Here is a 12,274-nt window from a genome sequence, read left to right on the forward strand (position 1 = left end):
CGACAGCAACCGAAAGTTTGCCGCACAGACCGACCTGATCACATACCCGATTTGCTGAGGCGCGGCGCAGGCCACGATTCAGTACCCGAATTTCTTGACGACCATAGAGCATTGGAACCACCTGATCCCATCCCGAACTCAGAAGTGAAACGATGCATCGCCGATGGTAGTGTGGGGTTTCCCCATGTGAGAGTAGGTCATCGTCAAGATTAAATTCCAGAACCCCATCTGCTAACGCAGATGGGGTTTTGTTTTTGCGCGTGGAAAAAGGCCGACCTCTCTTCGTGCTGCGACACCATTGCCCCTCTGTTAGTCTTCTCCCTCTTCACACGTCCTTGCTCCGCTCTGATCAAGACCATCATCACGGCCATACCGCTCGTGATAAACGGCGTTTGCATGCATGTCACCCGACAGCCCATCGCACGCGGCTAACATTGTCCATCAGTCTGAGTGATAACACGGCAATCAGCTCGCCGCTTCTTAACAAAAGATAACGTCATGTCGATTGTCATACGTTTCTGAAGCTGGATAGGATGGGATCGCTTCGAGAGTCGAGTGCGCAGGCTAGAGCGCCTGCGGCATGTAACCGGCCCTTCGGAGAACCTAATAAAAATAAAGGAAGGGGAAGCTCCATGCGTGAGCCAATCACTCGGCGCGCTCGGTTCGTGTTCATTCAAGGCAGTGATGATTCCCGGACGCTACTGTCGGGCAGACCTCTAAACGTCGTGTTGTCGTTGTTGATGTCCATGACCCTCTGCGGCGCCGCCCAAGCCGCAGAGAGCAGGCCTGTCGATGCTCCCGCCAATACCGGGGACGCCGCCGTTTTTGCACTCGAATCGACCAAGGCGTCACGCAGTCTACTGCTGGATGTGACCCACGCGGGCAAGCGCATTGTGGTGGTAGGTGATCGCGGCCACATCCTCTATTCCGATGATCAGGGCACGTCCTGGACACAGGCCAAGGTCCCGACACGTCAATTGCTCACGGCCGTGTATTTCGTCGATGACCAACATGGCTGGGCAGTCGGTCATGATGCACAGATTCTTGCCAGCAAGGACGGCGGAGCGACCTGGACCAAACAATTCGAAGATCTCAAGCGCGAAGCGCCGTTGCTGGACGTGTGGTTCAAGGATTTGAAATCCGGGATCGCCGTTGGGGCCTACGGTGCGCTGCTGGAAACCACCGACGGTGGCCAACATTGGGAAGACATTGGCGACCGGCTGGATAACGAAGACCAATACCATCTCAATGGCATCGCGTACGTGAAGGACGCAGGTCTGTTTATCGTTGGGGAAATGGGCAGTATGTTTCGCTCGGCGGATGACGGGCAGACATGGGAAAAACTCGAAGGCCCTTACCAGGGTTCGTTATTCGGCGCGGTCGGCACTTCTCAATCCATGACGCTTTTGGCGTACGGCCTGCGCGGCAACCTCTTTCGTTCCACTGATTTTGGCAGCAACTGGGAGCCAATCGCCCTACAGGGGGAGCGGGGGCCACTGGAATTCAGCATCGCCAATGCCTCGCTGCTGCCAGACCACTCTATCGTACTGGTAGGAAACGGCGGCAGCATCATGCGCAGCACAGACGACGGTGAGACGTTCACCGTTTCCAATCGCTCGGATCGCCTCTCGTTGGCCGGCGTAGCGGAGGACGACAAGGGCAATCTCATTCTGGTAGGACAGGGCGGCGTTCACGTCACCTCGCCGACAGGCGTCGATGTCGCTCAACAATAAGAACTGACCAGGCGAGGACGATTTTCGATGACGAATCTTCAGCAACCCCATGAGAAACCGACTTTTCTCGAGCAATTGATCTTCAACAACCGCCCGACTGTGATTGGCATTTGTCTGTTGGTCAGTATTTTTCTGTTTTGGCAGGCGACTCTCGTCCGGCCCTCTACCAGTTTTGAAAAGATGATTCCGTTGGGGCATCCCTTCATCCAAAAGATGATGGAGCACCGCAACGATCTGGCGAACCTGGGCAACACTGTGCGGATATCAGTCGAAGCGAAACAAGGCGACATCTTCACAAAGGAATACATGGAGACCCTGCGGCAGATCAATGACGAGGTGTTTTACATCTCGGGCGTTGACCGATCCGGGCTCAAATCGCTGTGGAGCCCGAGCGTTCGCTGGACTGAGGTGACGGAAGAAGGCTTCGCCGGGGGGGAGGTGATTCCCCAGAGCTATGACGGTTCTCAGGACAGTCTCGACAAACTGCGCAACAACGTCCTCAAGTCAGGTCAAGTCGGGCGGCTGGTAGCGAACAATTTCAAATCCAGCATCGTTGATGTGCCCCTCCAGGAGTTCTACCCGGACCCGGCGGATCAGGGCAAATTGCTGCCGCTGGACTACCGGCAGTTCTCTCATCAACTTGAAGAAAAGATCCGGGACAAGTACGAAGCGCAGAACCCCAATGTCCACATCCATATCGTCGGCTTCGCCAAGAAGGTTGGGGACCTGATCGACGGCCTGATCATGGTGGTGATGTTCTTTGGTGTCGCATTCCTGATCACGCTCGTGCTGTTGATGTGGTTCACCCGTTGCGCCCGCAGCACCATTGCGGTGTTGAGCACGACGCTGATCGCCGTGATCTGGCAGCTGGGTCTCATGCATGTGGTGGGCTTCGGTCTCGATCCCTACTCGATGCTCGTCCCTTTTCTGATCTTCGCCATTGGCATTTCCCACGGCGTACAGAAGATCAACGGCATTGCCTTGCAATCCAGCGATGCGGACAACGCCCTGACGGCGGCGCGGCGCACATTTCGTCAGTTGTTTCTGCCGGGCATGATCGCGATTCTGGCGGACGCAGTGGGTTTCATCACCTTGCTGATCATCGACATCGGCGTGATTCGTGAGTTGGCCATTGGCGCGTCCATTGGTGTGGCGGTGATTGTGTTCACCAACCTGATCCTGCTCCCTGTCGCGATTTCCTACGTGGGGATTAGCAAAAGGGCAGTCGTACGCAGTAAAGAGGACGCCGTACGCGAACACCCTTTCTGGCGTCTGCTGTCGAATTTTGCGGCGCCCAAGGTAGCGAGCGTTTCGCTGATCCTGGCATTGCTGGCACTCGGGGGCGGCCTCTGGTACGGCCACAATTTGAAAATCGGCGATCTCGATCAAGGTGCGCCGGAGCTGCGGCCGGACTCGCGCTACAACCAGGACAACAACTTCATCATCAACAATTACTCCACCAGTTCCGACGTGTTGGTAGTAATGGTCAAGACGCCGCCTGAAGGCTGCTCGGCTTATCAGACCCTCTCGGCCATCAATGAGCTGTCGTGGAAGATGGAGAACACGCCCGGGGTGCAGTCGGCGATCTCGCTGGTCACGGTGTCCAAGCAAGTGATCAAGGGCATGAACGAGGGCAACTTGAAATGGGAGTCGCTGTCGCGGAACAAGGACGTGCTCAACAGCTCCATCTCTCGCGCCGACGGGCTGTATAACAACACCTGCTCGCTTGCCCCGCTGCTGATCTTTCTGAACGATCACAAGGCGGAAACACTGGACCGCGCCGTGCATGCCGTGCAGGACTTCGCCAAAGCCAATAACAAGGAAGGACTAGAGTTTCTGTTGGCGGCAGGCAATGCCGGAATCGAAGCGGCGACCAACGAGGTCATTAAACAGGCCGAGTTGACCATCCTGGTTCTGGTGTACATCTGCGTGGCCGTGATGTGCATGATCACGTTTCGTTCGTGGGCTGCGACGTTGTGCATCGTGTTGCCGCTGGTGTTGACATCGGTGCTGGGCAACGCGCTGATGGCGTTCATGGGCATTGGCGTGAAGGTCGCAACGTTGCCGGTGGTGGCCTTGGGCGTGGGCATCGGGGTCGATTACGGCATCTACATTTACAGTCGTCTGGAAAGCTTCCTGCGCGCAGGGTTGCCGCTGCAAGCCGCGTACTACGAAACGCTGAAGTCGACGGGCAAAGCCGTGCTGTTCACCGGGCTGTGTCTGGCGATCGGCGTGTGCACGTGGATATTCTCGGCGATCAAATTCCAGGCAGACATGGGCTTGATGTTGACGTTCATGTTGCTGTGGAACATGTTCGGCGCGTTGTGGCTGTTGCCCGCACTGGCGCGGTTCCTGATCAAGCCGGAGAAGATGGCGGGCAAGGTGGGGAATTCGCTGTTTTCCCATTAATGGCAAGATGAAACGAAAACGCCGCCTGTGAGGGCGGCGCTTTCGTTTAACGGGGTGCGAACATCGTGTGGGAGCCGGCTTGCTGGCGAATGCGGTGTTTCATTGAAAAATGCTTCGTCTGGTACAACGCTTTCGCCAGCAAGCCGGCTCCCTCGGGTGCGAGGCTTTTACAAGAGCTTAGTTATAAACGAAGAACCCACGCCCGCTTTTGCGGCCCAGATAGCCCGCTGCGACCATTTCCTTGAGCAGCGGCGCCGGGCGGTATTTGCTGTCGTTGAACCCGTCGTGGAAGGCTTCAATGATGGCCAGTAACGTGTCGAGACCGATCAGGTCGGCCAGCGCCAGTGGTCCGATGGGCTGGTTGCAACCCAGGCGCATGCCATCGTCGATGTCCTGTGCCGTGGCCAGGCCTTCCTGAAGTACCAGAATCGCTTCGTTGATCATCGGCACCAGAATCCGGTTGACCACGAAGCCCGGCCGGTTGCCTGCCGTGATGGCGGTCTTGTTCAGGCGCTCCGCCAGCTTGATCGCCACGACATGGGTTTCGTCCGCGGTTTGCAGGCCGCGAATCACCTCGATCAGCCCCATCATCGGCACGGGATTAAAGAAGTGCAGACCAATGAAGCGTTGCGGGTGGTGGACGCTGGCGGCCAACTGCGTGATCGATAGCGACGACGTGTTAGAAGCGATCACGCACTCGTCCCCCACATGCGCCGCGATCTGTTTCAGCAGGCGCAGTTTGAGGTCGAGGTTTTCGGTGGCGGCTTCGATCACCAGCTGAGGGTCGTTTAATTGCGCATAGTCGGTGAGGGTGCGGATGCGTCCGAGCGCCTCTTCGGCGTGCACGCCCGTCAGCGTCTGTTTGTTGACCTGACGTTCGAGGTTCTTGCGCACGGTGGCCAAGCCCCGTTCCAGTGCGGCGTCGTTGATGTCCAGCAGGGTCACGTCGAAGCCGGCCAGCGCACAGACCTGGGCGATGCCGTTGCCCATGGTGCCTGCGCCGATCACAGCGATGTGATGCAGGGTCATGAAATCGCTCCTTTACACCCGTTCGAAAATGGCGGCGATACCCTGGCCGCCCCCGATGCACATGGTGACCAGCGCGTATCGCCCGCCGATCCGGTGCAGTTCATGAATGGCCTTGGTCGCGATGATCGCGCCGGTTGCGCCCACCGGGTGGCCGAGGGAGATGCCGGAGCCGTTCGGGTTCACCTTCTCCGGGTCGAAACCCAGTTCACGGGCCACCGCGCAGGCCTGTGCAGCGAACGCTTCGTTGGATTCGATGACGTCCAGATCGGCCACCGTCAGCCCGGCACGCTCAAGTGCCTTGCGGCTGGCAGGGATCGGCCCGAGGCCCATCATCGACGGCTCGACACCGGCATGGGCGTACGTCACCAGACGTGCCAGCGGCTTGAGACCGTGTTCGCACACCATGTCGCCGTTGGCCATCACCAGCGCGGCAGCGCCATCATTCAGGCCTGACGCATTGCCCGCGGTGACCGTGCCGTCCTTTTTGAAGGCGGTCTTCATTTTTTCCAGCTGCTCGGCCGTCACGTCGCGCACGTGTTCGTCCTGCGCGAAGGTGACAGTGCCTTTGCGGGTCACGATGTCGATAGGGACGATCTGCCCTTCGAATCGGCCTTCGGCGATGGCGCGGGCTGCACGTTGCTGACTGGTCAGCGCCAGGGCGTCCTGGTCGGCGCGGGTGATGCCGTGGTGTTCGGCGACGTTTTCGGCGGTGATGCCCATGTGAATGTTGGCGAATGGATCGTGCAACGCCCCAAGCATGTAATCGTAGGCCTGCACGTTGCCCATCCGCGCGCCCCAACGGGCCTGGGGCATGATGTAAGCGCCGCGGCTCATGGATTCTGCGCCACCGGCCAGCACGGCCTTGGCGTCGCCCAGCAGCAGGGATTGTGCGGCCGAGACGATCGCTTGCAGGCCTGAGCCGCACAGGCGGTTGACGTTCATCGCCGGGGTTTCTTTGCTCAGCCCCGCTTCCAGCGCAATGACCCGCGCGAGGTAGGCGTCGCGGACTTCGGTCGGGATCACATGGCCCATGACCACGTGTCCGATGTGTTCAGCTGCCAGGCCGGATTGGGCCAGCGCGGCGCGGCTGACCTGGGTGCCCAGCTCGATCGGCGAGACGTCTTTGAGTGAACCGCCGAATCCGCCGATGGCGGTACGCAGTGCGCTGACGACGAAAACTTCGGTATTGCTCATGTCGACTCCTGAAACCTGTTGATTGTTGTGAGGTGGCAGCGTGAGACGGCATTTCGGTCACGTGCCGTTTGCGGGCAAGTCTAGATCGGCATCTGGGGTGGGCCTATGCCAAAACTGTCCAGATCGACTGGCGTTCTTTACCATCGGCTCCGTGGCTCATAACGACAAATAGGAAAGGCGGCTCATGCGAGAGAAGGATTCGGTGTCGGTCTATTTCGTCCAACTGGTGGTGCATGCCTTGCGCGACCAGCCTCTGCGCCTGCAATCGGTGCTGGAGGGGGCGGGCATCGACAGGGCGCTGTTGGACGATCCCACGGCGCGTGTGCCAGCCAGTGCCTTTGCCTCCCTGTGGCTGATCCAGATCAAGGAGCTGCGCGACGAGTTCTTCGCGCTGGACTCCCATGGCATGCCCTTGGGCAGCTTCGCGTTGATCTGTCGGGGACTGATTCAGGAGCCGAACCTGGAAAAAGCCCTGCGTCAATGCCTGGCGAACTTCGGGCTGTTTCTGCGGGATTTTCGCGGGACCCTCATTGTGCGCGGCCAGCGCGCCGTCATCTCGCTGGATAATCTGGCGACAGACCCCGACAAGCGACGGTTTGGCGAGGAGACGTTTCTGTTGTTGATGATCAGCCTGTTGTGTTGGCTTGGCGGCCGTCGCATCAGCATCGACCGCGCGCACTTTCGCCATACCCGCGAGCGCCTCAGCGACGACTCCATGCTCTGGGGCTTCAACCTGAGTTTCGGCGAGGCACGGACTGAAGTTGAATTTTCCAGCCAGTACCTGCGGCTGCCGGTGGTGCAGACCTTGCCGTCGCTCAAGTCGTTTCTGCGTTCGGCGCCCCAATGGCTGGTGATTCGCTTCCGTAACCAGCGTGGCCTTGCCGCGCAGGTTTACCAACGCCTGCGCGGCAGCCATTACGGCCACTGGCCGACGCTGTTGGAAATGGCCCTGGAGCTGAAACTCAGCCCGACCACCTTTCGACGCCGACTGGAGCGCGAAGGCTGTGCGTTTCAAGGCATCAAGGACGATGTGCGCCGAAGCATCGCCCAACAAAAACTCCGGGAAACCGACATGAGCGTGGTCGAGATCGCGGCACTGGTGGGGTTTCAGGAGCCGAGCGCGTTCCACCGGGCCTTCAAGAAGTGGACGGGGGAAAGTCCTGGCGGCTATCGGCGAGGACGCGCCGCCCAGGGATGAAACCGGCTCACATCGACGGGGTTACGGCAACCATGCCTTCAGCAAGGTTTGCAGTGACGCGGCATCTTGAACCCAGTGAGTGAGGACCGCGCTGCGCAGCTGGTCGCCCCACGCGATACGCGTGTCTTCGTCATGCAAGTGGTCGGCAATCGCACTCCGCCAGCGACCCACGTCATTGTTCAAACGCTGCACCGGGAGCTCGCCGCGGAATCCGTCCACGTCACTGCACAGCACCGGCACGCCGCACGCCCCGTACTCCAGCAGCAGACCGTGATCGCGACAATGGTTGCTTAACGTATCGCACAACGGAACCAGTGCCAAATCCAGATTCAGCCCGGCAAGCAGGTCGCGATTCCCCCAGAAATGCGCGTTGCGGTGCACCTCTTGGGCCAGGCCGTTCAGACGCGGATGGCCGTCGCCCAGCAGCACCCAATCGACCTCCAGCTCACGCATCAGGGCTTCGATCAAGGGAATGTCCGAGTGCTGCTCGCTGCTGACAAAGCAGCCGATCCGCGGGCGCGGATTGGCCAGACGCTTCGACAATGGCAGAGCCCAGTCGCCGCTCAGGCGGGAGGGCAGTACCTGCACCGGCGTCTGGTTGCGGTCGAAGATGTCCGCCAGCGCCGGGGTCGCCACCAGAATACGGTCGACCAGTCCCTGCGCCACCTGCACAGCGTTTGCCATTTCCAGCTCGCTGGGCAGGCCATCGATGTCCAGCACGCGGAAGCGTTTTGCGAACGACGCGAGCGAGCGCATGGATTCGAGGCGCGGCGGGTCAAGGCGTCGGTGCAGAATGAGGCTGTCAGGCTGATAGCGTTCGACGTCAACCACACTCGGCACCTGTGCGCCAATGACGCCATCGAGCAAGCCCTCGGCTTTCAAGGTGTCGAACGGGTGCGAAATGCGCCGCCGCGCGGAAGCGGATTCCACGGCGGGGAAGGCGAGCACCGTCGGCAGGGGCAGCCCCTTGAGCGGACGCCAGGTCAATTCAGTGCGCCCGTCGATCCTGAAGCCGTTGTCTTCGAGGGACAAGTTGCGATTGTATGCAGGGTCGTTGGCCATGACAGGCAGCCACTTGCTCATCATCCCGTGCTGCTCGGAACGGAAGCGTCTGAGCTTCGCGGCGAATGCGGTGCGGTCGACGTGGGTCTGGCTGACGCTGCCTTCATGCAACAGCAACGCGTGAGGCGTCCAGACGATCAGGTAGCCCTGCGCGCCGACTTTCAGGCACAGATCGACGTCGTTGTAGGAGACCTTGAACAGGTCTTCGTCCAGCCCCGCGACCTCTTCGTAGATTGACCGGCGGATCATCAGACACGCCGCCGTGACGGCGCTGTAGTTCTGATCGACCATTACGCGCTGCATGTAACCCGGTGTGGCAGCGGGCTGGCCAATGAACGGGTGCCCCGCCGGGCCATCCAGGCCGACCACCACCCCCGCATGCTGGATCAGGCCGTTGGGGAACAGCAGTTTGGCGCCGACCACCCCGACTTCCGGTCGCTGGGCATGGTTGAGCAACGCATGGAGCCAGCCACCGTCGAGGATGGCGGTGTCGTTGTTGAGCAACACCACGTATTCGCCTTTGGACTGGGTCACCGCGAAGTTGTTGATGGCCGAATAGTTGAACGGGTAGGGGTAGCGCAGCACACGGATTTTTTGCCCGCCAATGGCGTCCAGCTCAGCGAGCCAGGCCAAGGCTTCCTCGGTCTGGCTGTCGTTGTCGACGATGATCAACTCGTAATTGAAATACTGGGTTTTCTCCAGCAGCGTTTCCACGCAGCGACGCAGTATCGGCAATTGGTCCTTGGTTGGGACGATGATCGAGACCAGCGGCTCGGCGGTGTGACCGTAGTGAATGTGGTAGTGGCGCGCCGGGTATTCACGCACTTGGTGGGCGGTGTAGCCCCGGTTGTGCAGATGACGTTCCAGCGCCGTGATCTCGTCGGGGTTGGGGTGCAACGACGGTGATTCACAGCTCAACAGCGGTTCGGTGAGGTGTTCGATGGCGCCCAGTCCCTGGCCGTCGATGATGCGCAGGATCAGGTCGAACTCCAGCGCCTGGGGCAGTTGGTCGTCGAACCCGCCAAACGCCAGAAACGCGTCGCGACGGAACAGCCAGTGCGTGGCCATGACCACAGGCAGGCTGAGCAGGTAATCCAGATTGATGTCCGGCCTGAACGCCGGGCCGGTCTGCTCGCCGCTGCGATGGATTTCATCGCCATACAGCATCGAGGCCGACGAGCGCGGCAGCTGCTGTTCGAGAAGGCAAGTGCCGCTCTCGATCAGTTCATCCCCGGCGTTGAGCAGCAGCAGCCATGCGTGATCCACGCCGTCGATCAGCGTGTTGATCTGCCGCGCGGGCGCCGCGCCGAGGCGATCCCAGCTGACGCCGGCAGGCAGGGTGCCTGGCGGCGTGTGGAGACTGAGAACGTGCACGCCGATAGCAGTCGCGGAACGGGCGCGCCAGCTCAACACGCTGGCGAGGGTTTTCGCCAGTGCCTCGGGCTGTCCGGAGGGGTCCTGCACGATGACCGTCACGCTCGACTGCACGTTCAGCGCCTGGTGCGCGTCCAGCAGCCGACGCTGCACGGCGGTCAGTCGACGCGCTTCCAGCCAGCGGGGAATGTCCAGCGTCATGCGCAGTTGGTAGCGCTCTGCGGCCTGCGACGTCAGGGCGATGAACCGCTGCAATTCGTCGCCGTCTGGCAGTGTCACCGGCGTGCCGTCGTTCAGCGCCAGGGTCAGCAGGATCGGCTCGGCGGCTCCGTGGCTGACCTCGTGGCTGACATAGAACACCAGGTCGGTGTCGACCGTGCCAAAGTCTTTTTCGATCAGATCGTCTGAGGCGTTCAGGACGTAGCGCGCCACGACCCGGCTGGACAAAGGGTTGCCTTCCACCGAGCCGGGATAGACCGTGATCGGCAGCCGCTGGGCCGCCTTGCACGCTTCCAGGATTGACTCGGTCAGCACCGGCGTTTCCAGGTGCGGGCTGACCACCGTGCTCCCCGCGATGTACGCCTCGGCGCCGGCAAGGTTCAAGGCGTGACATAGCAGATGCATCGCTCGGCGGTCGTGGTCGCTGGCCAGGTCGTCACCGGCGTAGAGGATGTACGGATGGGCGGTGGTTTTCTCGAAAGTCACGGCGTGCTCGATGATCGTCTAAGAGGCGGGCCGAATGAGCGCCCCGTCAGGAAAGTGGCGAATGTGCGCCAAAGGCCGAAGTGCAGCAATAAACCGGCCAGCTGTGATGCTCTCCCAGAGGGGGCAACGCCCATGGGGTGCTTGATATGTTGAACGCCCGGCGCTTATTTTGTACGCCTGCCGCAGTAAGCGGCCTGCCAGCTAAAAAGGATTTGCGTCATGTCGAGCGATGGGCCTGATTCACTCGCGCAGCGATTGATGGGCATTGATGAAATTGAATGCGTCACCCCGGACCTCAACGGTGTGCCGCGTGGAAAAGTGATGACGGCGCAGGGCTTCCTCGAAGGGCGGCGTCTGCAACTGGCCCGGGGCGTGCTGCTGCAATGCATCATGGGTGGCTACCCGGCAGCCAGGTTCTACGGCAGCGATGACGGCGACCTGGCGCTGATCGCCGACGCCCGACAGATTCACCGCTTGCCCTGGAGCGACGAGCCGCGCGCGTTGGCCATTTGCGACGCCGACGAACTGGATGGCGAACCCTCCAGCCTGTCCACCCGGGGCCAGCTCAAATCGGTGATCGCACGGTATGCCCGGCAGGGCTGGTCGCCGGTGGTCGCCACCGAACTGGAATTCTTCGTCTTCGCCCCGAACAGCGACCCGAACCAACCGTTCCAGCCGCCCGTGGGCCTGGACGGTCGTCGCGAGGACGGCCAGTCGGCGTTCAGTATCAGCTCCAACAACGGCCTTCGCCCGTTCTTCAGCGAAGTCTACAGATGCATGGCTGCGCTGGGCCTGCCCCGCGACACCTTCATGCATGAAATGGGCGTCAGCCAGTTCGAGATCAATCTGCTGCACGGTGATCCGCTGCTGCTGGCGGACCAGACGTTTCTGTTCAAGCACATGCTCAAGGAAGTGGCGCTCAAGCACGGCCTTAGCGTGGTCTGCATGGCCAAACCGCTGGCCCACACGCCGGGCAGTTCGATGCACATTCATCAGAGCGTTGTCGACAGCACGACCGGGCAAAACATTTTCAGCGATGAACAAGGGGAGGCGACCGAGGCTTTTCACCACTTCATCGGCGGCCAGCAGGCGGCAATGGCGGATTTCACGGCTTTATTTGCGCCGAACGTCAATTCCTACCAGCGTTTGTGTCATCCTTTCGCCTCCCCGAACAATGCTTGCTGGTCCCACGACAACCGTGCGGCCGGGCTGCGTATTCCGGCCAGTGCGCCGGTCGCGCGGCGGGTGGAAAACCGCCTGCCGGGGGCTGACGCCAACCCCTATCTGGCGATTGCAGCCAGTCTTGCGGCCGGCCTGTACGGCATCGAGCACCGCCTGTCACCGTCGGCGCCGATTCAGGGCGAGTTCGTCGTACCGGACAATCTTTCGCTGCCCTGTACCTTGCATGCGGCTTTGGAGCGTCTGACACGCAGCCCGCTGGCCAAGGAACTGTTTGGTGCCGAATTCATCGAAGGCTACATCGCGTCGAAGACCCTGGAGCTGACCAGTTTCTTTAACGAAATCACGCCTTGGGAGCGTCGCGTTTTGGCCTCTCAAGCTTAAGAACTGT

General features: G+C 60.6%; 7 protein-coding genes and 1 rRNA gene. 5 read left to right on the forward strand and 3 right to left on the reverse strand.

The window, feature by feature from the left end; all coding sequences use genetic code 11:
• Positions 1-93 precede the first annotated feature (93 nt).
• From rrf to B3N48_RS09305, 3 genes are all read left to right on the forward strand, one after another.
• A 5S ribosomal RNA gene (rrf, locus tag B3N48_RS09295) occupies positions 94-209 on the forward strand.
• Positions 210-632: 423 nt separating this feature from the next.
• On the forward strand, positions 633-1,733 hold the full coding sequence (locus tag B3N48_RS09300) for a WD40/YVTN/BNR-like repeat-containing protein (protein ID WP_414704218.1): 1,101 nt from the start codon (positions 633-635) through the stop codon (positions 1,731-1,733).
• 27 nt (positions 1,734-1,760) lie between these two features.
• The gene (locus tag B3N48_RS09305) at positions 1,761-4,142 is read left to right on the forward strand and encodes an efflux RND transporter permease subunit (protein ID WP_296182426.1); all 2,382 of its coding nucleotides are present in this window, start codon (positions 1,761-1,763) and stop codon (positions 4,140-4,142) included.
• A gap of 177 nt (positions 4,143-4,319) precedes the next feature.
• Here B3N48_RS09305 and B3N48_RS09310 read toward each other — a convergent pair whose 3' ends face one another.
• Positions 4,320-5,171, reverse strand: coding sequence for a 3-hydroxybutyryl-CoA dehydrogenase (locus tag B3N48_RS09310; RefSeq protein WP_296182429.1), 852 nt, complete (start codon positions 5,169-5,171; stop codon positions 4,320-4,322).
• Positions 5,172-5,183: 12 nt separating this feature from the next.
• Positions 5,184-6,365 carry an acetyl-CoA C-acyltransferase family protein gene (locus B3N48_RS09315; RefSeq protein WP_296182431.1) on the reverse strand — a complete coding sequence of 394 codons (1,182 nt, stop codon included), beginning with the start codon at positions 6,363-6,365 and terminating at the stop codon, positions 5,184-5,186.
• A gap of 184 nt (positions 6,366-6,549) precedes the next feature.
• Between B3N48_RS09315 and B3N48_RS09320 the strand changes: the two genes are divergently transcribed.
• Positions 6,550-7,563: an AraC family transcriptional regulator gene (locus B3N48_RS09320; RefSeq protein ID WP_296182434.1), complete on the forward strand. Its 1,014-nt coding sequence runs from the start codon at positions 6,550-6,552 to the stop codon at positions 7,561-7,563.
• Positions 7,564-7,584: 21 nt separating this feature from the next.
• On the opposite strand, the gene B3N48_RS09325 is transcribed toward B3N48_RS09320, so the two are convergent.
• The gene (locus B3N48_RS09325; protein WP_296182436.1) at positions 7,585-10,704 is read right to left on the reverse strand and encodes a glycosyltransferase; all 3,120 of its coding nucleotides are present in this window, start codon (positions 10,702-10,704) and stop codon (positions 7,585-7,587) included.
• A 321-nt stretch (positions 10,705-11,025) separates the two neighbouring features.
• Here B3N48_RS09325 and B3N48_RS09330 point away from each other — a divergent pair, with 321 nt between their 5' ends.
• The gene (locus tag B3N48_RS09330; RefSeq protein WP_296183054.1) at positions 11,026-12,267 is read left to right on the forward strand and encodes a glutamine synthetase family protein; all 1,242 of its coding nucleotides are present in this window, start codon (positions 11,026-11,028) and stop codon (positions 12,265-12,267) included.
• Positions 12,268-12,274: the final 7 nt, after the last annotated feature.

The sequence above is a fragment of the Pseudomonas sp. UBA1879 genome, from assembly GCF_002338065.1.
Classification (GTDB): domain Bacteria; phylum Pseudomonadota; class Gammaproteobacteria; order Pseudomonadales; family Pseudomonadaceae; genus Aquipseudomonas.